Origin of the sequence: Bacteroides sp. AM44-19 (assembly GCF_003603395.1) — a bacterium.
GTDB lineage: Bacteria > Bacteroidota > Bacteroidia > Bacteroidales > Bacteroidaceae > Bacteroides > Bacteroides uniformis.
Window position 1 is genome coordinate 175,870 of the sequence record NZ_QTNB01000004.1, and the last position, 23,067, is coordinate 198,936.

The following is a 23,067-nucleotide window of genomic DNA, read 5'->3' on the forward strand; positions in this document are numbered from 1 at the left end:
CAAATCATCAAACAATAAATAACATGATTCTTTGTGAACAAACCTGGCGCTGGTACGGTCCCAACGACCCGGTAAGCCTTTGGGACATCAAACAAGCCGGGGCTACCGGCATTGTAAACGCCTTGCATCATATTCCAAACGGGGAAATATGGACAGTAGAGGAAATCAAGAAACGGAAAGAAATGATTGAAGCCGTCGGTCTGCGCTGGTCTGTAGTAGAAAGTGTACCCGTACACGAACATATCAAGACCCAAACCGGAGACTTCCAGAAGTATATCGACAACTATAAAGAGAGCTTGCGTAACCTGGGCAAATGCGGCATTCACATTGTCACCTACAACTTTATGCCCGTACTGGACTGGACACGTACCGACCTCTCCTACGAACTACCCGACGGCAGTCGTGCCCTCCGCTTTGAACGTGCCGCTTTCATCGCCTTCGACCTCTTCCTGCTACGTCGTCCCGGTGCAGAAGGCGAATACACCGATGAAGAAAAGGCCAAAGCCCGTGCCCGCTTCGAACAGATGACAGAGGCAGACAAACAACTGCTTGTACGCAACATGATTGCCGGACTTCCCGGCTCAGAAGAAAGCTTCACCCTGGAACAGTTCCAACAGGAACTGGACCGCTACAAGGGCATCACTCCGGAACGCCTGCGTGCCAACCTGATCTATTTCCTGCAAGAAATCACTCCGGTAGCCGACGAAGCAGGTGTCATGCTCGTTATCCATCCGGACGACCCACCTTGCTCCATCCTTGGCCTGCCACGTATCATGAGTTGCGCTGCCGACTTTCAGACACTGATTGACGCTGTCCCCAACAAGAGCAATGGCCTTTGCCTCTGCACCGGTTCGCTCGGTGTAAGCAGCGCCAACGATTGTGCAGCCATCATGCAGCAATTTGCCGACCGCATCAACTTTGTCCATCTGCGCAGTACACAACGCGACGCCGAAGGCAATTTCTACGAAGCCAACCACCTGGAAGGAGACGTGGACATGTATCACGTGATGAAAGCCTTCCTTGAACTGCAACAACGCCGTGGTGTCTCTATCCCGATGCGACCCGACCACGGACACCAGATGGTAGACGACTTGAAGAAGAAAACCAATCCCGGCTATTCCTGTATCGGCCGTCTGCGCGGACTGGCAGAGCTTCGTGGACTGGAAATGGGTATAGCCAAATCGCTGTACGAATAAGGCACAAGATATAGCAAGCATAAGGAAAGAACAGGAAGCCCTCCGTCCGAAACTTCAAAGTTTCGGACGGAGGGCTTCCCTTTATAAGTTTTCTGCCATCAGCCGCCTCTTCTTAAGGCACTGTCTGCCGACATTTATTTACCTTCTTTTGCAGCAAGCACTTTCCATACAACGGCACTCAGCGCAGCACCCACAAACGGAGCTACAATGAACAGCCACAACTGAGAGAGAGCCTCGCCACCCTGGAACAGTGCCGGACCGATGCTACGGGCAGGATTGACAGAAGTTCCCGTAACAGGAATACAAACAATGTGCACTAATACCAACGTAAGACCAATGGCCAATCCTGCAAGATTACCCGCCCCCTTCTCGGAATCAGTAGAACCTAACACAACCAGCACAAAGATAAACGTGAACACAGCCTCTGCAATGAATGCCTGCAACATCATTCCGTCAGCAAACCCATTGGAACCGGTAGCCGTAGGACCACCATGAGCGCCCGTAGACACCAATGCATAAAGAATGGCAGAACCGATAACCTGAAACACCATATACATGGCTGCATCTTTCCCGCTCATCCTGCCGGACAACAGAACGCCCAGGGTAATGGCAGGATTAATATGACAGCCCGAGATTCCTCCGATAGCGTATGCCATCGCCACAACGGACAAGCCGAAAGCAAAAGCCACTCCCAGCGTTCCGACACCTGCACTAACCGCCCCCGCCGCACTTCCGGCAAAGACAGCACTACCACATCCCATCAGGACAAGAACCATTGTCCCGATCATTTCTGCTAAATACTTCTTCATGATAGTTTTTATTAAACATTGATTTCTGCAAAAATAAATATAAAAGATGAAGATCTGCCCAAACACGGCGGTAAAAACTCACCCATTACTACAAAACATCACTGCTTTCACTCTAACATCCAGCATATCTGCATCTTCCTTAGCCAACCCGAAGAAACTCAGAAATATAAGAAAACATATTGGCTTGTAAAGAGTACAAAGAAAGGGTGCAACCTCACGGCCACACCCTCCATCTACACTATCTTTGATAATAACCTAAAAGGAAACTTTATTTTCCTACATCATTTCAATTCAAAAGGAACCGTTCCCTTCACATCGGCTGCCGAAGCTGCTATGACAGCCTCGAACTTGCCCGGCTCGGCCACCCAAGCGTGCTGGGTGTCATCGAAGAAGCTAAGAGCCTCCTTATCAATGGTAAATGTGACTTCCTTTGTTTCGCCCGGAGCCAGTTTCACCTTTTGGAAACCTTTCAGTTCCTTGACGGGACGAGGCAGAGAGGACTTCTTGTCACTGATGTACAGTTGGACAACTTCCTGCCCTTCGCGCGCTCCGGTATTCTTTACAGAAACCTTCACGGTCAGCGTACCGTCGGCCTGCATGGTCTTGCTGTCGGCCGTCGGCTTGCCATATTCGAAAGTGGTATAGCTCAAACCGTGGCCGAAGGGGAACAACGGTTTCACCTTCTTCTGCTTATCGGCCCAACGGTAGCCCACGAAGATGCTTTCATTATACTTGATGTCGATGATGTCCTTGCTCCGTTTGCCGGTATATTCGCCCAAGCTGTGGGCCGGGCAGTCCTCCAGCTTCACGGGGAAGGTGAACGGAAGCTTGCCGCTGGGATTGACATCACCCATGAGGATGGCGGCAAGGGAACTGCCGGCTTCGGAACCCAGATACCAGTCCTGCACGATGGCAGGCACCTCGTTCACCCACGGCATGGCAATGGCGTTGCCGGAGATGTTGACGACAATCAGATTCTTGTTCGCCTCGGCCAGTGCGGAGATAACGGCATCCTGACCGTAGGACAAGCCCAGACCCTTACGGTCGGAGTCCTCGCAGTCCTGGCCGTTGCTCTTGTTCAGGCCGCCGATGAAGATGACATAATCGGCATCCCGGGCCTCTTTCACGGCTTCAGCTATCAGCTCTTCGGGAGTACGGTCATCCTTCAGATTCTGTCCGGTCACCACCCCGTTGTATTCACCGCTTGCATCGCCCACGTAGCCACGGGCATAGACCACCTCGGCCTTGCCGGCCACACGCTGCTTGATGCCGTCCAACGGAGAGAGTTCGCGCTGTACCTTCAGGGAAGAACTACCACCGCCTACGGTCATCATCTTGATGGCATTCTCGCCCACTACAAGAATCTTTTTAGCCCGGTTCAGGTCTATCGGGAGCACATTGCCCTTGTTCTGCAACAGTACGATGCCCTCCTCACCGATGCGGCGGGCAGCCTCGTAATGTTCCGGAGAGAGCATGCTTCCCCACGGACGGTCGGGGTTCATCACCGTACGGAAGATAAGGCGCAGAATGCGGCGTACCTTGTCGTCCAGTTCCGTGGTACCTACCTTACCTTCGCGGATGAGGTTCAGATAGGGATTTGCCAGATAATAGTTATCGTATGCGTTGCTGGCACCGTTCGAGAGCCCGTTGGTCCAACTGCCGAATTCCATATCCAGCCCGTTGGTGATGGCTTGCCGGGTATCGTGCGTGCCGCCCCAGTCGGAAATGACTACGCCGTCGAATCCCCATTCGCCCTTCAATATATCGTTCAATGTGTATTGGTTGTGACAAAGATGTTGGCCTTTGTATAGGTTGTAGGCACCCATGATGCTCCACGCTCCGCCTTCCTGCACGGCCATCTTGAAAGCAGGCAGATAGATTTCATAAAGGGCACGGTCGTCCACGATGACGTTGGTGGTGTGGCGGTTCACTTCGTGGTTGTTCAAGGCGAAGTGTTTCACGCAGGCGGCCACGCCGTTCTGCTGCACGCCCCGGATATAGGGCGACACCATCTTTCCGGCCAGATAAGGGTCCTCACCCATATACTCGAAGTTGCGTCCGTTGAGCGGTGTGCGGTAGATATTGACACCGGGGCCCAGCAGGACGGACTTGTTGCGGTAGCGCGCCTCTTCACCGATGCTCTGTCCGTAAAGGAGAGACATTTCGGGGTTCCAGGTTGCCGCCAGACAGGTCAGGGCAGGGAAAGCCACGCAGGAGTCGTTGGTGCATCCGGCTTGTTCCCACTCGTCCCACAACACATCGGGACGTATGCCGTGGGGGCCGTCGTCCGTCCATACATCGGGAATGCCCAGACGGGGCACACCCGCACTGCTGAACTTGCTTTGCGCATGGGTCAACTTCACTTTCTCTTCCAGGGTCAGACGGCTTAAGGCGTCTTCCACTCTTTCTTCAATAGGTTTGCTTGCGTCCAGATAGACGGGCTTCTGCTGGGCCGAAAGAGGCAGCGCGACAGCGGCCAGAACCAAACCGAATAATACTTTTTTCATTGTTGTATAATTAAGTTGTTATATAAGTAAGCAATCATAATCAGTCCGTACCATTGATAATCCCCGACATACAAGGGAATATGACTTAGCCCTACCTACATAGGAACTGAAGTCCTTACACCCGTATAGTGAGTACCCATAACATCCGGATGTTGTTGTCCAAAACATCCCCATGTTTTACCCCAAAACACCCGGATGTTTTATCCCAATACATCCCCATGTTTTGCCCTAAAACATCCGGATGTTTTGGGTGCTCAGTCCTATGGTGTGTACAGCTCAGTCCCTACCTCTTTCATGCTAAGTCCCGGCATCTCATCCTCTGGGACTTGATACGTACTGTTTGTAGCGAGGCAGCACCCGCTACTTCATTCCCAATGACCGGATATAACCCTCCTGAACCACACAATTCTTCAGTTTGCATGCCTCGATAAAGTCCATCATCGCCTTGCGGGACATGGCCTGCGCGGGACGTGCCTCACGGATTTCCTTGTACGTGGCACGCGGTGCTTCGGAGAAATACACGATGTTTGCCCAGTTCTCCGGCGGAGTGATGCCGACGAAAGAAGAACCGTCCATCTTCTTGTAGGGCCAGAAGGTATAGCCGATGTTGTTCTCGCGCATCGTCTGGCAGAAAGCGGCCTGCCATTCGTCCGTATTGTGGCCTATCTCACCCATGTACATGGGCAGGTTCACACTGTCGCGGAAGTTGATAATCGTCTGGATGGCAGCTTGGGTAGGTTCGCCTCCGTAACGGTGGCAAGTGTACATTATCTTGTCGTCGAACTTGGAGTCCTTGAAAGGCTTGAAATTACCGTTCCATTGCGCACCGCCCAGCAGAATGATGTGGTTGCTGTCCACCTCGCGGATGGCGGCTACACCTTTCTTATATACATCTTCCAGCTTGCCGTTGAGTTCCTCCATGTTCTCGAAGTAAGGGGCAATGGGCTCGTTGAAGAGTTCGTAACCGAGGATGACCGGTTCGTTCTTGTAGCGGTCGGCTATCCGGCGCCAGATGTCACAGTAGAGTTGCTGGCTGACTTCGCTGTCGAACAACCAGGGATAGCCGTAGCTGTCGTCGATGTTGTCGCCCGTCTGTCCGCCGGGGGCGTCGTGCATGTCGAGGATGAGGTACAAGTCCGATTCGCGGCACCACTCTACCAGGCTGTCCACGCGGGCAAAGCCGTCTTGGTCGGCAGTCAGCCCCATATAGTCCTCGTCCGTAAACAGTTTGTAATGGAAAGGCAGGCGGATGGTGTTGGCACCCTGCTCCTTGATGAAGCGGATGTCCTCGCGCGTTACATAATTGTCCTTGAATGCTTTCCAGAAGTCGGCCGTAAAGTCCGGTCCCACCAACTGGCAGAACATCTCGTTGATGAAACGGCCGGAATTGGTCTTGTTGAACTTGAACATGTATCCTTCCGGATTCAGCCAGTTGCCCAGGTTGGTACCCATGATGAAGAGTTTGGTACCGTCGGGCTTTATCAAGTCCTGACCCTGAATGGTTACGAATGCATCCGAAGTTACTTCTTTTGTCGCTTGTTTCTCACCGCATCCCGCAAGGCCCAAAGACAGCAAGGCGATGGAAATGCTTGTCGCTAATAAATGTTTCATGGCAATAATTTTGGTTATAGTATTAGTTGCGATATTCGCTTTTGCTTCCCCAAAGTTAGGAAAGATAAGAACACCTCGTACCGGCGAATCGGGAATAGGTGGAAGGAGTGAAGAAGCATGAACAAACAAACAACTAATAATCAGAAATATAATCAGAAGAAGAGAAAGGCAGAAAGTGGATTCAAAAAGCCAGTTTGACGTATTGTCAGCGTATCTGCATCAGCCGCATCTCGAAGTCCTCGCGCGAAATGCGGGCCTTGTTCTTCACCTTGGCACGGTAATTATAGATGGTGTTTACGGAATAACGGAGGAATTCTGCAATCTGCGAACTGTCGTCGATGCCCAGACGAATCAGGGCGAAAATGCGGAGTTCCGTATTCAGCAACTCGCCTTTACGGAGCACGATGCGTTCTTCGGGCTGCAGCAAGTCATTGAATTCATCGACAAAATCGGGGAAAAGGTGCAGGAAGGCAGTATCAAAGTTATCATAGAGTTCCTTCAGTCCGGCGTCCAGCACCTCGCGGGAACGCACCATCTTCAGCAGCTCTTCCATCTGCCCGGCAGAGATTTTCTTGTTGACCATCCGCCGGTAGGTATCCAGCCGGTTGATATAAACGGAGCAGAGATTCATGAAACGGCCCACATACTCCTCCTTGATGTTGTTTGAGAGTTGCAGTTGCTCGTTGGCATGCTCCAGCTTGTTCCGTGCGGCAGAGAGTCGCTGCATCTGCCGGTAGATAAAGCCCACTGCCACCACCAACAGCACAATCAAAGCGCTGATGAGCCAGAGGTACAGCCGGAGCCGGTCATTCTGCTTCTCACGCATGGCCTGATAAGTGAGGTCTATCAGTGAAAGGATGCCGGCAGTCTGGAGGCTGCGGCTACGGGCGTTGTATCGGTTGGTTTCGTCCCACGAGAAACGGATGTAACGGTAGGCATGCTCCATATCCCCTTCCTCATAAAGAAGTTCCGCCAGGTTCCAGAGTGAGGCATGGTCTGTGATGCTCAGGCGAATATCGGTCAGTGCAGACAAAGCCAGATAGCGCTTCTCCTCCTCCCGGTTCCCGAGCCGGCGGTAGAGCAATGAGCGCTGATAGGTCACCAGCGCATATTCGGGAGTATTGGGCTTGGCATGTGCCAGACGCGTATCATTGATGCTCAAGGCTTCGTCCGGATGGCCTGCAGCGGCCTCCCGCGTCTCTCTTCGTTCCAGATAGAGGGGGGATGAAGGCAGAAGTACCTGCATCAAAGAATCGTCATAATGGGTAGCCAAAGCCTGATAATGCTTCTTGAAAGAATCGTCCAGCGTATAGAAACTCAGTTCTGTGTAAAGTTTATGACAGGCATTGTAATAGTCCGGCAGCAGATGGGAGGGAAGGGAGGCTTTGTCCGTCTGCCTCAAGAGTTCGGCGGCTTCCTCGTACATGCCTGCCGAAGCCATCAAGTGGGCAAGCTCCAGCCTTGTTTCGAGTGCTGCATCCTGCCGGCCATAGCGCTCTGCCCAATCCAGATTGACACGAAGATAATGGATGGCCGAATCGCAGATATATGCCTTATACTCCTTATAAATTTCCCCATTCCATCGAAAAAAAGAGATATTGGCGGTATCGGTATCCAACACTTGGCGCTTCAGCCGGGCAATGCGTCCTTCACGCACGGCGACATAGTGCCGGTGCGCCTCGATAGCCTCATCCAAAGAGGACGTCAGCGCAGTAAAAGAGGGCGTGCCGGCAGCCAAAGCCACACTTTGCCATACCACGACGGCAAGAAAACAAAAAATGAACAATCTCCTTTCCATGACCATAAAGTTCATGCAAATATAGCAAGAAATCCTGCAAAGCAGTAGCATCGGAAAGAATAGTTTCCTATATTTGCGTTCAAAACCCCCAAACAAATTATCTATCATGAAAAGCTTAACACTCCAACGGATTGCCGCGGTAGACGTATTCCGCGCACTCACCATGTTCCTCATGCTCTTTGTCAACGACATTCCCGGACTGAAAAACGTGCCCCACTGGCTGATGCATGCCAGGATGGACGAAGACATGATGGGATTCTCCGACACCATCTTCCCTGCTTTCCTTTTCTGCATGGGCATGTCCGTATCCTTTGCCATACAAAACCGGTACAAAAAGGGAGACAACACCCTGCAAGTCGTGGCCCATATCTTCTGGCGGACAGTGGCACTGATTGCCATGGGACTGTTTTCACTGAACAGCGGAGGCATCGAAGGCGGCCTCTCACATCAATGGTTTTCCATCTTGATGGTCATCGGCTTCTTCCTCACCTGGGGGGTATATCCCAAAGCGGAAGGAACGAAAAAGACCCTTTTCACCGCAATGAAAACAGCAGGCGTGCTGCTGCTCGCCTTCCTCGTCATCTACAAGGACATGAACGGGAAACCGTTCCAGATAAGCTGGTGGGGCATCCTCGGACTTATCGGCTGGACGTATGCGGTATGTGCAGGCATCTATCTATTCACTCGGGAGAACCTGCGGAAGAATGCCATTGCCTGGTTCGTGGTCGTATTGCTTGCCGTAATCAGCCATTCAGACCTGATACCGGGAGAGTACGGCAGCCGGATTATCCTGCTTCCCTTTATCCCGAGTGACTGGACACTGCATGCCTTCGGTATGTCCGGCGTATTGACCTCCCTGCTCATGCAGCGCTATGCCGACCGGGAACGGCCGGGACGGTTCATCGGCATGCTCTGTGCCCTCGGCATAGGAATGCTTGTCCTTGCCCTCGTCTCACACCCGTTCTGGATTATATCCAAAATACAAGCCACACCGACATGGCTGTTCTACTGCCTCGCCATGTTCTTCCCCTTGTTCGGCTTCTTCTACTGGCTGACGGACGTGAAAGGCAAGACCAACTGGTTCGATATTATCAAACCCGCAGGCACGGCAACGCTGACCTGCTATATTATCCCTTACATCTGGTATGCTGTCCAGCAACTGCTGCATCTGCACTATCCCGAAGCATTGGGAAGCGGTGTACCGGGGCTGCTCAAGTCCCTCGTCTTCTCGCTTGTCATTGTGGGGCTGACCGGCCTGCTGGTGAAAGGCAAGATTAAACTGAAAGTATAATGTTGAAAGTCCAAACACCCAACGGTGACCGCAAGGTGCTGCTGCATTCGTGCTGCGCACCTTGCTCCTCTGCCATCATCGAGTGCATGCTGGAGAACGGCATACGCCCCACCGTATTCTACTGCAATCCCAACATCTATCCGCAGGCGGAATATGAGATAAGGAAAAACGAGGCTATCCGTTTCGTAACCTCCAAAAACATCGATTTCATCGATGCAGACTACGATTATGCACACTGGCTGCACACCATGCAAGGCCTGGAGCACGAACCGGAACGCGGCAGCCGTTGCCTGAAGTGCTTCACCCTGCGCCTGACAGAGACAGCCCGCTACGCCTCCGAACACGGTTTCTCCGTATTCACCACTACCCTCGCCTCTTCGCGCTGGAAAAGCCTGGAACAAATCAATGAAGCCGGACGCCGTGCCGCCGCGCTCTATCCGGGCACCCTCTTCTGGGAACAGAATTGGCGGAAAGGCGGACTTCAAGACCGGCGCAACCAACTGCTGAAAGAGTACGATTTCTATAACCAGCAGTATTGCGGATGCCAATTCAGCATGCAACGGCTGGATGCAAAGCAAGAATCAATCACCGATAAATGAGCGTCGAAAGATAGTCCTCGGCAAACATCTCGTTCGCCACCTCTAACAGCACTTCCGAAGTGAGCTGTTCAATGCGATGGAACACGGCTTCGGAAGTTTCGCATTTATCATAATGCAGGAAAGTCTTGCCCATGCCCAGCGCATTGTTCTCATTGTTGTCCGAAGCTACACCGATTTGCCCGATAAGCTGCTTCTTGGCGGCCGCAAGCTGCGAGGAAGTCATCCGGGCATCACGCAGGCGTTTCAATTCCTTATATACCAGGCGGGTGCAGTAGTCCAAATCTGCAGGGTCGCAACCGAAGTAGATGCAGAAGGTGCCCGTATCGGTATAGGAGGTCAGGTTGGATTCCACGTTATAGACCAGTCCGCGACGCTCGCGGAGAGAAACGTTCAGGCGGCTGTTCATGCCCGGGCCACCCAGGATATTGTTCAGCAGGTAAAGTGCGGTGCGCTTGTCATCGTACGCATTATATCCCCGGCTGCCAATCATGACGTGTGCCTGATGGGTATCCTTATGCACTACAAGATGCTCGGGCACATAGAGGGGCGGCGGAGTACGGCGGTTGTCCACTGCCACGGCAGGTAAATCCGCGAGGAGCTTTTCCGCCCAGCGCACCACCTGCCTGAAGTCCAGATTGCCCAGAACAAAAAAGACCATATTGCCGGGATGGTAGAAACGGGAAGTGAATGCAGCGGCATCCTCACTGCGGAACAGCTTCAGCTGCCCGGGATTGCCCAGAATGTTGCGTCCCAGGGGATGCCCTCTGAATATCAAGTCCTCGAAATCATCGAAGATGAGCTCGGAAGGGTTGTCTTCGTAGGATTGTATCTCGTCGATAATCACCTCTGTCTCCTTCTCTATCTCGCGTTGCGGAAAGGTGGAGTGGAATACAATATCCGTCAGAAGTTCGAAGGCACGGCCGAAATGCTCGGTCAAGAAAGCAGAGTAAATCATCGTCTCTTCCTTGTTGGTGTAGGCGTTGAGGTCACCGCCCACATTCTCCATGCGGTTCAGGATGTGCCATGCCTTGCGCTTGGCGGTACCTTTGAATATGAGGTGCTCCACAAAATGCGCCATACCCTGCTCGTTTTCAAGCTCGTCGCGCGTACCCGCATCTACGGCAAAACCACAATAAGCCACTTTGGAGGCCGAGGGTTCATGAATGATGCGCAAGCCGTTGGGCAGGATATATCGGTTGAAAGCCGACGGTAAATTCTCTTTTAACTTCTTCATTCTGACGTTTCAAACTATTTGAGGCGACAAAAATACAATAAAACTTATTGCCGTTTATAGAAAATTGCAGATATTTGCAATGTACAAATGTGCTAATGTGCCAATGTGCCAATGACCATGCGGCATCACAGCGCAGCCAATTAGCACATTAGCACATTAATCACATTAACACATTATAGGTATATGATTGCATCCATTCAAGAGCTTTTGCAGAAAGAGGCACAGGCCGTACTGAACATTCCAGTGACGGACGCTTATGAAAGAGCTGTAGAACTCATCGTAGAACAAGTGCACCGCAAAAAAGGGAAACTGGTAACTTCGGGTATGGGCAAGGCCGGACAGATAGCCATGAACATCGCCACTACCTTCTGCTCCACCGGCATTCCTTCCGTTTTCCTGCACCCCAGCGAAGCACAGCATGGTGACCTCGGCATCCTTCAGGAGAACGACTTGTTGCTACTTATCTCCAATTCGGGCAAAACTCGCGAAATCGTGGAGCTGACACAGCTGGCACATAACCTGAACCCGGGACTGAAGTTCATCGTCATCACCGGAAACCCCGACAGCCCCCTGGCACACGAATCCAATGTATGCCTCAGCACCGGGAAACCGCAAGAAGTATGTGTACTGGGCATGACGCCTACGACTTCGACCACCGCCATGACCGTCATCGGCGACATCCTGGTGGTACAGACCATGAAAGAAACAGGATTCACCATTGAAGACTACTCCAAGCGCCATCACGGTGGTTACCTCGGAGAAAAATCAAGATCGCTATGCGTAAAGTAATAGGCATCGGAGAAACCATACTGGACATCATATTCCGTGGCGGACAGCCCACAGCAGCCGTTCCGGGCGGTTCGGTATTCAACGGCATCGTTTCACTGGGACGTATCGGTGTTCCCATCTGCTTTATCAGTGAAACGGGCAACGACCACGTGGGCAATATCATCCTCAACTTCATGCGCGAGAACAATATTCCCACAGACCATGTCAATGTGTTCCCCGACGGGAAGTCCCCCGTATCACTCGCTTTCCTGAACAACCGGAGCGATGCGGAATACATCTTCTACAAAGATTATCCCAAGCAGCGCCTGGACGTGGAATATCCGCAGATTCAGGAAGACGACATCGTAATCATAGGGTCGTACTATGCCCTGAATCCGGTACTGCGCGACAAAGTGGTGGAGCTACTGGAACGCGCACACGACATGCATGCCATCATCTACTACGATCCCAATTTCCGTTCGTCCCATAAAGAGGAGGCCATCAAGCTGGCTCCCACCATCATCGAGAATCTGGAATACGCCAACATTGTACGCGGCTCGCAAGAGGATTTCTTCTATATGTGGGGCCTGCAGGAGGCCGACAAGATATACAAAGACAAAGTAAAGTTCTACTGCCGCAACTTCCTCTGCACAGCCGGCGCGGAGCAGGTTTCATTGCGCACCGGCACGATTTCCAAGGAATATTCCATCCCCCCACTGGAGGCGGTCAGCACCATCGGTGCAGGAGACAACTTCAACGCAGGCATCATCTTCGGGCTGCTGAAATATAATGTACGCTACGAGGACCTCGATACCATGGACGAGGCTACTTGGGACCAAGTTATCCAATACGGCATTGAGTTTGCCGCCGAGGTATGCAAGAGTTTCAACAACTCCGTTTCAAAGGAATTTGCAGAAGCACGAAAATACCAGCCATAGACACCCTTACAAAAGGGTGTTCACCACAGATTACATGGCCTGAAAATCCATGCAATCTGTGGTAGAACAGCTTCCGGATTAACAAAATTCTCCCGCTTTTCCTTTCATTTCTGCTTTTTTTTTGCTTTATTTGTCTATCCTTTATACCTTAAGCATTCGCGCTATGAATACAAAAGGAAGCAGACAGCACTCTCCAACCCCTCCTAAGCAGAAATGGCAAAACATCTGCCTTGCCTTGTGCATTCTTTTAGGAATACTCGCCTCTTGCGAAACAGAAGAATCCTTCTATCAACCCCGATTCCCGGCAAACGATGTCCCGTTGACCCGGCAAGCGTTATTCAAGCCGGAAAACTTCTTTGCCTACACCGACTCTACCCTAAAAGCCGTGATTTCCGCACTACGCAGAGTGGAAGAAGAAAAGCATTTCACCGCTTCTTTCCTGTTGAAATACGGCATTCCTCTCTGGAACTTCACCTATAAATTGACTGGAGAAGAGACCTGTATCTTCGTTCCCCTCTACCGCCTTGACAAGCCACACTGCATCGATGCCATCTGGCTGTTGCACATCAAAGACGGATGGATGAAGTTTTTTCCATTGAAGCGTGATGACGAACTCATAAGAGAAAGCGACCAAGTGTTCATATTCGACTTGTTAAGCTATCTAGTATTTGGCGAAGAGAATGCGCAAGGACTCACATTCAAGCCTCATGCCCAGACCCGTTCGGTAATAACCGTCACCCAATGCTGGGATGTATATACCGGACCTAAAGACCAGCTGGAATACAGCTATACCAACTGCGTTAGTCATTCCTATTGGGTGGATGATGCCTTTATAAATAATAGCAACTGGAACAGTGGTGGAGGAGGAAGTGGCGATGTGTGGATTGGAGGAGGAAGTTCTGGAGGTTCCGGCTCTTCACCGGGTACTCCGGCAGGAAATATATTCAAGAAAGAAGCCGACCAAGACTCGCTTTTATGGGTAATCACCGAAAACATGACAGCCCGAATCATGGAAGACTGTTTGGGAGGAGACCTATACAGCCAACTGAAAGAGAAAGTCAAAAACAACAAAATCAATCTGGAATTCGATTTCGGCAAAGGGTATTCCTACAATTGGGAAGAGCATACCTTGCACATCGGATTGGAAGAATTGGAAGCAAACAACCTTCTGCATGAAATGTTCCATGTTTTCCAAACCACACAAGAGCCTATATCATCGTTCAAAAGTTCTATGATGAACAGAGAGATAGAAGCGCACTATGCGCAATACCTGTTCTTGAGGAGGAGCGTGGAGTGGACGGACAAAAAACAAGATAAATATGCAAAAAGCCAACGCCTAAGAGCAACAACTTCATTGACTAAATATGTAAATCAGCAAGGTCATGTTACAACTTCATTCTTGGATATCTTTGAAACCTATATATCTAATAATGTCGTTAATGCTTTCCGTCAGGAAGGATACGACAATTATCCATTTAAAGAGTATTCGGATATCACCAATATTTTTCCCAACATAAAATTAACAACTAAAAATTGTGACGAATGAAAAGACTATTGCTTATTACACTGCTTATAGGATACATCTACCCTTGTGTAGCACAGGACAAACCTATCAGAACAGAAGAATCACTTGAAGGAACAGTCATTTATAAAAAGACCACCACTTTCGAGGTAGATGGTTATACGTACCAATGCGACGTAGATGACGGTAGCCAGTTTGTGACTCTTTATAACAAAGAAAACAAACTGACATACGAAAAGATTGTGTATAAAGACACGGGGAAGACATATATTGGCAGCTGGAGTAGCAATGTAATTGAATATGACAGATTCATGAGTCAGCAAGCAGATTTCATAGTAGACCAAGCATTCACCAAAGCCATGGCAGATGAAATTGGGAAAACGGAACTTATGATAACCATGTTGCTCAGTCCAAATACGGGAGAAGTAATGGAAGTGAATTTCAATTTTTTCACCTTTGAGCCATACGCCAAAGTGCCACTACATGTATATAGGGAAATCGAAGTAAAACTGAAAGAACAAATTCATTTTAAACCCATAGAGGAAGGAAAACAACTCAACTACATTATGCTGGCATGGATGCAAAAGCCCCAAGGGAAACTCCCCCCATTACCTCCTCCCGGTTCGCTAATGTAAGCAACATACAAAATTAACAACTAAAAATTGTGACGAATGAAAAGACTATTGCTTATTACACTGCTTATAGGATACATCTACCCTTGTGTAGCACAGGATAAACCTATCAGAACAGAAGAATCGCTTGAAGGAACAGTCATTTATAAAAAAACCACCACTTTCGAGGTAGATGGTTATACGTATCAATGTGACGTAGATGACGGTAGCCAGTTTGTGACTCTTTATAACAAAGAGAACAAGTTGACATACAAAGATATTGTATATAAAGCCACAGGAAAAATATACATCGGTAGCTGGAATGAAAAAAAAGTAATTGAATACAATAGCTCCATGAGTAAACAAGCAGACTTCATTGTGGACGAAGCTTTTACCAAAGCCATGGCAGATGAACTCGGAAAGCGTGAGTTCACAATAACCATGCTACTCAGTCCGGATACGGGGAAAGTAATGGAAGTGAATTTCAATTTCACGACCTTTAGCCCATACGCCAGAGTACCACTGCATGTATATAGGGAAATCGAAGTAAAACTGAAAGAACAAATACACTTTAAACCCGGAGAAGTGGGAAAACAACTCAATTACATCATGCTGTCATGGAGACAAAAGCCCCAAGGGAAACTCCCCCCATTACCACCTCCCGGTTCGCTGATGTAACATTGTAAACCAACCTGCCTATGCACGAAAGAATCTATAGCAGTTTTTTTAAAGTTCAAAAAAGAAATATAAAAGCTTGGCATTGCTGTTACCTTCTGTGGGTAAATTACATATATTTGTGATTAACGACATCAGAGAGGTTACGAATTATGTATAAGAACTTATTGAACTTGCTTGTTTTGGCAGTGCTGCTCCCTTCCTGCAATGGCACTGCCCCTCACATTTCCGTTGTATGCGAAGAAAACAACGTGGGCAACTGCATTGTAAAATGGGAAATGGCCCCTCTCATCAAAGGAAATGTGAAGGTATATGCTTCGACCAATCCCAACCATATCCCCGAAGATGTTCCCGTTGCCGTCGCCAACATCTCCGACCTGAAGATGACTGTCATCACTACCGACCCTACACAACGATACTACTACACACTTGTATTCGCTGACAAATACCGGGTAAAGATTGCCACCCGCAACATCAACATCCCCGGCATACAGAACTTCCGAGACCTGGGAGGCTATTCCTCCTATCCCACCCAAAAGAAAGTGCATTGGGGCATGCTGTACCGCTCTGCCGAAATAGATAAACTGAAACCGTGTTCGCGCAAAGAGCTCAAGAACATAGGCATAAGGACTATCATCGACCTGCGTTCATCTGTCGAAGCGAATAGACAAAGCCCTTTGCAACAGGCATTCAAAGTGATCCATATCCCCATTCCTACCGGCGACATGGAGTATATCCTGAAAGGTGTACAGGAACAGAAAATCAAGAGCGATACTGTCTACCGAATCGTGGAGCAGATGAACCGCGAACTCATCAACAACTACACCAAAGAATATCGCCGGATTTTCGATATCCTGCTGGACAAGAACAATTATCCCGTCGTAATCCATTGCTCTTCGGGCAAAGGGCGCACGGGCATCGTATCGGCACTTGTGCTTGCCTCCCTTGGAGTGGACGAAGACATCATCATGGAAGATTATCGCCTCAGCAACGACTACTTCAACATCCCGGCGGCCTCCCGATATGCTTACCAGCTTCCGGCACGCTCGCAAGAGGCCATCACTACCGTATTCTCGGCACGCGAAGATTTCCTGAATGCCGCCATTGAAGAAATGAAACGAAGGTATGGAGATACCGACACCTACCTGCAAAGAGGCATCGGTCTGACAAAAGAAGAAAGAAAGAGACTGCAAGACATTCTTTTAACGGATAATTGACAATGGATAATGGATAATGAGTAGCCAATAAAAAACGATTTTATCATGTAATTGCATAATTATCAACCATCAATTATCAATTATCCATTGAAAAGCACTATCTTTGCGCCCGAAATATAAAGATAAAGATATACAGAAGATTTAATGAAGACATTTGAAGAGCTCGGTGTGTCGCCGGAGATACGCCGCGCCATCGAAGAAATGGGTTACGAGCAGCCCATGCCGGTACAAGAGGAAGTAATTCCCTACCTTTTAGGAGAAAACAATGATGTAGTAGCACTGGCACAAACAGGAACAGGAAAGACCGCAGCGTTCGGCCTGCCGCTCATACAGAAGATTAACGTCAACAACCGAATTCCCCAATCACTTATTCTCTGCCCCACCCGCGAACTTTGTTTGCAGATAGCAGGCGACTTGAACGATTATTCTAAATATACCGATGGCTTGCGAGTGTTGCCCGTATATGGAGGCTCGTCCATCGAAAGCCAGATACGCGCCCTGAAACGGGGTGTACACATCATCGTAGCCACACCGGGACGACTGCTGGACCTGATGGAACGCAAAACCGTGTCCCTCGCCACCATACAGAACGTGGTTATGGACGAAGCGGACGAAATGCTGAACATGGGATTCACAGACAGCATCAACGCCATTCTCGCCGATGTGCCGCAGGAGCGCAACACCTTGCTGTTCTCCGCTACCATGAGCCCGGAAATCGCACGCATCTCCAAGAAGTACCTGCGCGATGCCAAGGAAATCACCATCGGACGCAAAAATGAAAGCACCAGCAACGTGAAACACGTAGCCTTCTGTGTACATGCCAAAGACAAGTATGCTGCCCTGAAACGTATTGTGGACTACTATCCGCAGATATACGGCATCATCTTCTGCCGTACCCGCAAAGAAACGCAGGAAATAGCTGACAAGTTGATGCAGGAAGGCTATAATGCCGACTCGCTGCACGGCGAACTGAGTCAAGCGCAGCGTGACACCGTGATGCAAAAGTTCCGCATCCGCAACCTACAACTGCTGGTTGCCACGGACGTTGCCGCACGCGGCCTCGATGTGGACGACCTGACACACGTCATCAACTACGGATTGCCCGATGACACCGAGAGTTATACCCACCGCAGCGGCCGTACGGGACGTGCCGGCAAAACCGGGACTTCCATCGCCATCATCAACCTGCGAGAGAAAGGCAAAATGCGCGAGATTGAGCGCATCATCGGCAAGAAATTCATTGCAGGCGAAATGCCCACCGGCAAACAGATATGCGAAAAGCAACTGCTCAAAGTGATAGACGATCTTGAAAAGGTGAAAGTGAACGAGGAGGAAATCGCCGACTTTATGACCGACATCTACCGCAAGCTGGATTGGCTGAGCAAAGAGGACCTGATTAAACGCATGGTTTCGCATGAATTCAACCGTTTCCTGGATTACTATCGCGGCCGTGACGAGATAGAGACAGCAACCGGTAGTGAGCGTGGTGCAAGAAGTGGCGAGAGGGGCGACCGCAACGACCGTAGAAGCAGCCGCAAAGCAGAACCCGGCTTTACCCGCTTGTTCATCAACCTGGGTAAAATGGACAACTTCTTCCCCAACGAATTAATCAGCCTGCTGAACAACAATACACGTGGACGTGTAGAGCTGGGACGAATTGACCTGATGCAGAAGTTCTCCTTCTTCGAAGTGGAGGAAAAGGAAGCCACCAATGTAGTGAAGGCCCTGAACCGCGCCAGCTGGAACGGCCGTAAAGTATCCGTAGAGGTTGCTGGAGACGAGGGTAAGGAGGCTCCGAGGGGCAAACGTCCGGGTACAGCCGGAAGCCATGGGAAAAAAGAGTTTGACAGCAAGAAGCGCAGTTACAAGGAAGACGGCAAACGGAACGATGCCACCGGCAAACGCAGCGAAAAGGCCGAAAGTCCTGCAAACGACAAGAAGAAAGGCAAGCCCAGCCGCGAAGAGCGGGGTTACACCAAAGCCCGTGGCAAAAAGGATGACTGGAAACAGTTCTTCCAGGGCAACAATGACTTTAAGGATGCAGAGCCCGACTTCAGTGAAGAAGGGTGGGCAAGACGGACACCGAAGAAGAAGTGATATAAACTATAGAAAGATAATAGGGTGATAAAACCGGCAGCATCCGCTACCGTTTTATCACCCTATCCTTTTTCACGACTCTTTATCCTTTATTTCGTGCAGCTTTTCGTACTGAATGCAACGAGCATCCAAACCATTTTCTCCTGCTCTTTCAGGTAGCCGGTCATCAAATCTGCCGTCACGTCATCGCCAGCTTCATTTGCCAGTTCAATTACCTTTCTCTCTTCACCAATCAGGTAGCCGTAAGTCTCGAGGATATGGTCCACAGCCTCACTGCCGCAAGAGATGTCGGACACTTCCTTCACGTTGGCAACCTTCAGGTATTCACTGAACTTATTCTCGGGCACGCCACCCAGCATCAAGATGCGCTCTGCAATCTCGTCAATCTTCTCGGCGGTATCGTCATACATACTCTCGAACTTCTCGTGCAGCACAAAGAAGCCGTGTCCCTTGATGTTCCAGTGCATACCGCGCAGATTGGTGTAATGTACCTGGAAGTCGGCCAATAATTGGTGCAATGCTGATGCTACGCCAGCCACTTTCTTTTCATTCAAATGCAAGTAATCTAAAGTTTTCATAATTCTATTGTTTTAAATATTTATACTATTTTTCTTTTGGGTATTGCAAAGATAAGGGGTAAATCAAGGCTTGTCAAACAGATAATTTCTATCTTTGCATAGACGAACTCTATACATAACCTTCAAATGCCTTGTTCATCATGACTTTACAACAATTGGAATACATCCTTGCCGTCAACCAGTTCCGCCACTTTGCCAAAGCAGCCGAATATTGCCGCGTGACACAGCCCACCCTCAGTGCCATGATTCAGAAACTGGAAGAGGAACTGGACACCCGGATTTTTGACCGCAGCCAGCAGCCGGTATGCCCCACTCCCGTCGGTATCCACATCATAGAACAAGCACAGAATATATTGGTTCAAGCCAACCGTATAAAGAATATTATAGAAGAAGAAAAACACTCACTGACCGGCATCTTCAAGCTGGGCATACTTCCCACCGTAGCTCCTTACCTCCTGCCCCGTTTCTTTCCGCAGCTGATGAAGAAATACCCCGACCTCGACATCCGGGTAGTCGAAATGAAAACAAACGACATCAAGAAAGCCCTGCAGACGGGAGAAATAGATGCAGGTATCGTAGCGAGTCTGACAGGTATGGAAGAGTTGCAGCAGACGCCGTTGTTCTATGAACAGTTCTTTGCCTACGTGTCGCGCGAAGACGCCCTCTTCAACAACGAGGTAATCCGTACTTCCGACCTGAACGGCGAACAGCTTTGGCTGCTCGACGAGGGCCATTGCTTCCGCGACCAGCTGGTGCGCTTCTGCCAGATGAAGTCGGCACGTGCCAGCCAGCTTGCCTATCACTTGGGCAGCATGGAGACCTTTATGCGCATGGTAGAAAGCGGCAAAGGCGTGACCTTCATCCCCGAACTGGCCGTTCTGCAACTGGGCGATGCCCAGAAAGAGCTGGTACGTTCCTTCGCCATCCCCTGCCCCACCCGCCAGGTCGTGCTGCTGACCAATAAGAACTTTATCCGCCACACGCTGCTCGAAGTGCTGGTTAAGGAGATAAAACTTTCCGTACCCAAGGAAATGCTCTCACTGAAAGCAACCCAAGCAGTCGTATAGATTTCATCTATCGCTCCATAAAATCTTTCAATCGGATTTTTTGTTCTATCGGGGAAAAATGCTATATTTTTGCAAACAGAAAAAGCGAAGGTCGGTTGCACCTCAGCATCATCAAGCAAACTGGCTTCTACATTCTGTCTGCACAATCTTCGCATTGGTAAAACAAAAAACTAAACCTATTAAAAGAGAAAAATTATGGAACCGATCATCAACTCACAACTCCCTGAATTCAAGGTTCAGGCTTTCCAAAACGGAAGTTTCAAAACAGTATCCCACGAAGACGTAAAAGGTAAATGGGCCATTTTCTTCTTCTATCCGGCAGACTTTACCTTCGTATGCCCTACCGAGCTGGTAGACATCGCAGAGAAATATGACCAATTCCAAGCAATGGGCGTAGAAGTATATTCTGTAAGCACAGACTCGCACTTTGTGCACAAGGCATGGCACGATGCTTCCGAAAGCATCCGCAAGATTAAGTACCCCATGCTTGCCGACCCCACAGGCGTACTGAGCCGCGCATTCGGCGTGATGATTGAAGAGGAAGGCATGGCATATCGCGGCACATTCCTCGTAAATCCCGAGGGTAAAATCAAGATTGCCGAGATACAGGACAACAACATCGGACGCAATGCCGACGAGCTGCTGCGCAAGGTAGAAGCTGCACAGTTTGTTGCCACACACGATGGAGAAGTATGCCCTGCCAAGTGGAAGAAAGGAGCGGAAACTTTGAAGCCGAGCATCGACCTTGTAGGAAAGATTTGATAAGTAATAGGAGGAGCGGGCGCTTTCACCATAGAAAGACGTCCGCTTTCCTTTAAGACGTCCGCAGTACTTGTACAGAAGTACTGTAGTACTTTCAAAGGAGTACCGCAGTACTTTCGAAGGAGTATTGGAGTACTTCCTCACAAGTTCTGCAACTACTCTATATCAAACATATTAAAAGACTATTTTCTCACCCCAAACACCCTATTAATCATGTTAGAAACAACTATATTAGACCAGGTGCGGAGCGTATTCCAGCATTTGGAAGCCCGCTACGTCTTTCACATCACCTATCATCCGGGTCACGAGCAGGCACAAGAGCTTATCGGATTCTTGAAGGATGTGGCAAGCTGTTCCGACAAGCTCTCCTGCCGGATGAGTGAGATAGAGAACCCCGTGTTGGAGTTCACATTGCTGAAAGACGATGTGGAAACCGGCATCAAGTTCCGCGGCATCCCCGGCGGACACGAGTTCACTTCCCTCCTGCTTGCCGTGCTGAATGCCGATGGAAAGGGGAAAAATCTGCCGGACGAAGCAATTCGTCGCCGCATCCGGGCGTTGCAAGGCGACATCAGCCTGCAAACGTATGTATCGCTTACTTGCACCAACTGTCCGGATGTGGTGCAGGCACTGAACATCATCGCATTGCTGAATCCGCACGTCACCCACGAGATGGTGGACGGGGCGCTTAATCAAGAGGAAGTGGATGCGCTGAAGATACAAGCCGTGCCGTCAGTCTACGCTAATGGCAAGCTGCTTCACGTAGGTCGCGGTTCTTTAGGAGAGCTTTTGCAGAAGCTGGAAGAAGCCTTCGGCAGTGCTCCGCAAGAGGACGAAGCACCGATAGAGAGAGATTTCGACGTGCTGGTATTGGGCGGTGGACCAGCCGGAGCTTCCGCAGCCATCTACTCTGCACGCAAGGGCCTACGGGTGGCGATTGTTGCCGAGCGCATAGGCGGACAGGTAAAAGAGACGGTAGGCATAGAAAACCTTATCTCCGTGCCGCAGACTACTGGTGCAGAACTTGCCAACGCACTCCGCACACATATAGAGCACTATCCGATAGAGATTTTCGAGGAGCGTAAGATAGAGAAAGTAAAGTTGCAGGGAACGGAAAAAAGTGTCTCCACCGTAGGCGGCGAGGTGTTCCATGCACCGGCAGTAATCATTGTCACAGGGGCAAGCTGGCGCAAACTGAATGTGGAGGGCGAAGCGGAATACATAGGACGCGGCGTGGCATTCTGTCCGCATTGCGACGGTCCGTTCTATCAAGGCAAGCATGTGGCGGTTATCGGTGGAGGTAACTCGGGGATTGAAGCTGCCATCGACCTGGCAGGCATCTGCCGGAAGGTAACGGTATTCGAATTTGCCGATACACTGAAAGCCGACCAAGTGCTGCAAGAGAAAGCCCGGAGCCTGCCGAATGTGGAAATCTTCACCTCGTCACAGACCGTAAAAGTCGATGGAAACGGGGAAAAAGTAACTTCTATCCGCATCAAGGACCGCCTTACCGGCGAGGAACGCGACTTCCCGTTAGACGGCATCTTCGTGCAAATCGGTTTGGCAGCCAACAGCGCTCCTTTCCGCGACAAGCTGGAAACGACTCCGACCGGGGAGATTAAGATTGACGCTTTCTGCCGTACCACACTTCCGGGGGTATATGCGGCAGGGGATGTATCGAATGTTCCCTACAAGCAGATAGTCATTGCCATGGGCGAAGGGGCAAAGGCAGCACTCTCGGCATTCGATGACCGTATCCGTGGAGTGATTTAGAAAATATCACCCAT

Annotated in this window: 19 protein-coding genes; 13 read left to right on the forward strand and 6 right to left on the reverse strand. The window is 50.0% G+C overall.

Annotation, left to right across the window (positions count from 1 at the left end; all coding sequences use genetic code 11):
* Nucleotides 1–23: 23 nt before the first annotated feature.
* A complete protein-coding gene (gene uxuA, locus DW947_RS08785) occupies nt 24–1,196 on the forward strand; it encodes a mannonate dehydratase (protein WP_117963395.1) in 1,173 nt (390 codons plus the stop codon).
* Between the two features lie 134 nt (nt 1,197–1,330).
* Here uxuA and DW947_RS08790 read toward each other — a convergent pair whose 3' ends face one another.
* The 4 genes from DW947_RS08790 to DW947_RS08805 form a co-directional block, all read right to left on the reverse strand.
* Entirely contained in the window at nt 1,331–2,005 is a 675-nt protein-coding gene (locus tag DW947_RS08790) for an MIP family channel protein (RefSeq protein ID WP_119958487.1), read from the reverse strand.
* A gap of 281 nt (nt 2,006–2,286) precedes the next feature.
* Nucleotides 2,287–4,512 (reverse strand): glycoside hydrolase family 3 C-terminal domain-containing protein, encoded by a 2,226-nt coding sequence (locus DW947_RS08795; protein WP_009037433.1) that lies wholly within the window; start codon nt 4,510–4,512, stop codon nt 2,287–2,289.
* A gap of 360 nt (nt 4,513–4,872) precedes the next feature.
* Nucleotides 4,873–6,123 (reverse strand): glycoside hydrolase family 5 protein, encoded by a 1,251-nt coding sequence (locus DW947_RS08800; RefSeq protein ID WP_009037434.1) that lies wholly within the window; start codon nt 6,121–6,123, stop codon nt 4,873–4,875.
* A gap of 205 nt (nt 6,124–6,328) precedes the next feature.
* Complete coding sequence (locus tag DW947_RS08805; RefSeq protein WP_227224156.1) at nt 6,329–7,921, reverse strand: DUF6377 domain-containing protein; 1,593 nt, start codon at nt 7,919–7,921, stop codon at nt 6,329–6,331.
* A 106-nt stretch (nt 7,922–8,027) separates the two neighbouring features.
* On the opposite strand from DW947_RS08805, the gene DW947_RS08810 reads away from it, so the two are divergent.
* Together DW947_RS08810 and DW947_RS08815 are read left to right on the forward strand one after the other, a co-directional pair.
* The gene (locus tag DW947_RS08810; protein ID WP_119958488.1) at nt 8,028–9,212 is read left to right on the forward strand and encodes a DUF5009 domain-containing protein; all 1,185 of its coding nucleotides are present in this window, start codon (nt 8,028–8,030) and stop codon (nt 9,210–9,212) included.
* Complete coding sequence (locus DW947_RS08815) at nt 9,212–9,811, forward strand: epoxyqueuosine reductase QueH (protein WP_005826077.1); 600 nt, start codon at nt 9,212–9,214, stop codon at nt 9,809–9,811. The genes DW947_RS08810 and DW947_RS08815 overlap by 1 nt, the downstream gene beginning before the upstream one ends.
* On the opposite strand, the gene DW947_RS08820 is transcribed toward DW947_RS08815, so the two are convergent.
* Complete coding sequence (locus DW947_RS08820) at nt 9,798–11,045, reverse strand: M16 family metallopeptidase (RefSeq protein ID WP_005826079.1); 1,248 nt, start codon at nt 11,043–11,045, stop codon at nt 9,798–9,800. The two genes, DW947_RS08815 and DW947_RS08820, sit on opposite strands and share 14 nt — an antisense overlap.
* Before the next feature lie 183 nt (nt 11,046–11,228).
* On the opposite strand from DW947_RS08820, the gene DW947_RS08825 reads away from it, so the two are divergent.
* From DW947_RS08825 to DW947_RS08855, 7 genes are all read left to right on the forward strand, one after another.
* Entirely contained in the window at nt 11,229–11,834 is a 606-nt protein-coding gene (locus DW947_RS08825) for an SIS domain-containing protein (protein ID WP_005826081.1), read from the forward strand.
* Entirely contained in the window at nt 11,822–12,751 is a 930-nt protein-coding gene (locus DW947_RS08830; RefSeq protein ID WP_034525479.1) for a carbohydrate kinase family protein, read from the forward strand. Before DW947_RS08825 ends, DW947_RS08830 begins: the two co-directional genes overlap by 13 nt.
* 163 nt (nt 12,752–12,914) lie before the next feature.
* Nucleotides 12,915–14,297: a hypothetical protein gene (locus DW947_RS08835; protein ID WP_005826092.1), complete on the forward strand. Its 1,383-nt coding sequence runs from the start codon at nt 12,915–12,917 to the stop codon at nt 14,295–14,297.
* On the forward strand, nt 14,294–14,908 hold the full coding sequence (locus DW947_RS08840; protein ID WP_005826095.1) for a DUF5043 domain-containing protein: 615 nt from the start codon (nt 14,294–14,296) through the stop codon (nt 14,906–14,908). Before DW947_RS08835 ends, DW947_RS08840 begins: the two co-directional genes overlap by 4 nt.
* A gap of 36 nt (nt 14,909–14,944) precedes the next feature.
* Nucleotides 14,945–15,562 (forward strand): DUF5043 domain-containing protein, encoded by a 618-nt coding sequence (locus DW947_RS08845; RefSeq protein WP_005826097.1) that lies wholly within the window; start codon nt 14,945–14,947, stop codon nt 15,560–15,562.
* Between the two features lie 149 nt (nt 15,563–15,711).
* On the forward strand, nt 15,712–16,776 hold the full coding sequence (locus DW947_RS08850; protein WP_005826099.1) for a tyrosine-protein phosphatase: 1,065 nt from the start codon (nt 15,712–15,714) through the stop codon (nt 16,774–16,776).
* 144 nt (nt 16,777–16,920) lie between these two features.
* Nucleotides 16,921–18,873 (forward strand): DEAD/DEAH box helicase, encoded by a 1,953-nt coding sequence (locus tag DW947_RS08855; RefSeq protein WP_009037442.1) that lies wholly within the window; start codon nt 16,921–16,923, stop codon nt 18,871–18,873.
* Nucleotides 18,874–18,962: 89 nt separating this feature from the next.
* Here DW947_RS08855 and DW947_RS08860 read toward each other — a convergent pair whose 3' ends face one another.
* Nucleotides 18,963–19,451: a Dps family protein gene (locus tag DW947_RS08860; RefSeq protein ID WP_005826103.1), complete on the reverse strand. Its 489-nt coding sequence runs from the start codon at nt 19,449–19,451 to the stop codon at nt 18,963–18,965.
* A gap of 140 nt (nt 19,452–19,591) precedes the next feature.
* Between DW947_RS08860 and DW947_RS08865 the strand changes: the two genes are divergently transcribed.
* The 3 genes from DW947_RS08865 (at nt 19,592) to ahpF (ending at nt 23,053) form a co-directional block, all read left to right on the forward strand.
* Nucleotides 19,592–20,518, forward strand: a complete 927-nt coding sequence (locus DW947_RS08865) for a hydrogen peroxide-inducible genes activator (RefSeq protein ID WP_117963397.1) — start codon at nt 19,592–19,594, stop codon at nt 20,516–20,518.
* Nucleotides 20,519–20,713: 195 nt separating this feature from the next.
* Nucleotides 20,714–21,280 carry an alkyl hydroperoxide reductase subunit C gene (ahpC, locus tag DW947_RS08870; protein WP_005826106.1) on the forward strand — a complete coding sequence of 189 codons (567 nt, stop codon included), beginning with the start codon at nt 20,714–20,716 and terminating at the stop codon, nt 21,278–21,280.
* A 213-nt stretch (nt 21,281–21,493) separates the two neighbouring features.
* Nucleotides 21,494–23,053 (forward strand): alkyl hydroperoxide reductase subunit F, encoded by a 1,560-nt coding sequence (gene ahpF, locus DW947_RS08875; RefSeq protein ID WP_005826109.1) that lies wholly within the window; start codon nt 21,494–21,496, stop codon nt 23,051–23,053.
* Nucleotides 23,054–23,067: the final 14 nt, after the last annotated feature.

What these genes read in the sequence shown, in the direction of transcription:
- uxuA (WP_117963395.1), top strand. Translation starts at nt 24, where the DNA reads ATGATTCTTTGTGAACAAACCTGGCGCTGGTACGGTCCCAACGACCCG.
- DW947_RS08790 (WP_119958487.1), bottom strand. Translation starts at nt 2,005, where the DNA reads ATGAAGAAGTATTTAGCAGAAATGATCGGGACAATGGTTCTTGTCCTG.
- DW947_RS08795 (WP_009037433.1), bottom strand. Translation starts at nt 4,512, where the DNA reads ATGAAAAAAGTATTATTCGGTTTGGTTCTGGCCGCTGTCGCGCTGCCT.
- DW947_RS08800 (WP_009037434.1), bottom strand. Translation starts at nt 6,123, where the DNA reads ATGAAACATTTATTAGCGACAAGCATTTCCATCGCCTTGCTGTCTTTG.
- DW947_RS08805 (WP_227224156.1), bottom strand. Translation starts at nt 7,921, where the DNA reads ATGGAAAGGAGATTGTTCATTTTTTGTTTTCTTGCCGTCGTGGTATGG.
- DW947_RS08810 (WP_119958488.1), top strand. Translation starts at nt 8,028, where the DNA reads ATGAAAAGCTTAACACTCCAACGGATTGCCGCGGTAGACGTATTCCGC.
- DW947_RS08815 (WP_005826077.1), top strand. Translation starts at nt 9,212, where the DNA reads ATGTTGAAAGTCCAAACACCCAACGGTGACCGCAAGGTGCTGCTGCAT.
- DW947_RS08820 (WP_005826079.1), bottom strand. Translation starts at nt 11,045, where the DNA reads ATGAAGAAGTTAAAAGAGAATTTACCGTCGGCTTTCAACCGATATATC.
- DW947_RS08825 (WP_005826081.1), top strand. Translation starts at nt 11,229, where the DNA reads ATGATTGCATCCATTCAAGAGCTTTTGCAGAAAGAGGCACAGGCCGTA.
- DW947_RS08830 (WP_034525479.1), top strand. Translation starts at nt 11,822, where the DNA reads ATGCGTAAAGTAATAGGCATCGGAGAAACCATACTGGACATCATATTC.
- DW947_RS08835 (WP_005826092.1), top strand. Translation starts at nt 12,915, where the DNA reads ATGAATACAAAAGGAAGCAGACAGCACTCTCCAACCCCTCCTAAGCAG.
- DW947_RS08840 (WP_005826095.1), top strand. Translation starts at nt 14,294, where the DNA reads ATGAAAAGACTATTGCTTATTACACTGCTTATAGGATACATCTACCCT.
- DW947_RS08845 (WP_005826097.1), top strand. Translation starts at nt 14,945, where the DNA reads ATGAAAAGACTATTGCTTATTACACTGCTTATAGGATACATCTACCCT.
- DW947_RS08850 (WP_005826099.1), top strand. Translation starts at nt 15,712, where the DNA reads ATGTATAAGAACTTATTGAACTTGCTTGTTTTGGCAGTGCTGCTCCCT.
- DW947_RS08855 (WP_009037442.1), top strand. Translation starts at nt 16,921, where the DNA reads ATGAAGACATTTGAAGAGCTCGGTGTGTCGCCGGAGATACGCCGCGCC.
- DW947_RS08860 (WP_005826103.1), bottom strand. Translation starts at nt 19,451, where the DNA reads ATGAAAACTTTAGATTACTTGCATTTGAATGAAAAGAAAGTGGCTGGC.
- DW947_RS08865 (WP_117963397.1), top strand. Translation starts at nt 19,592, where the DNA reads ATGACTTTACAACAATTGGAATACATCCTTGCCGTCAACCAGTTCCGC.
- ahpC (WP_005826106.1), top strand. Translation starts at nt 20,714, where the DNA reads ATGGAACCGATCATCAACTCACAACTCCCTGAATTCAAGGTTCAGGCT.
- ahpF (WP_005826109.1), top strand. Translation starts at nt 21,494, where the DNA reads ATGTTAGAAACAACTATATTAGACCAGGTGCGGAGCGTATTCCAGCAT.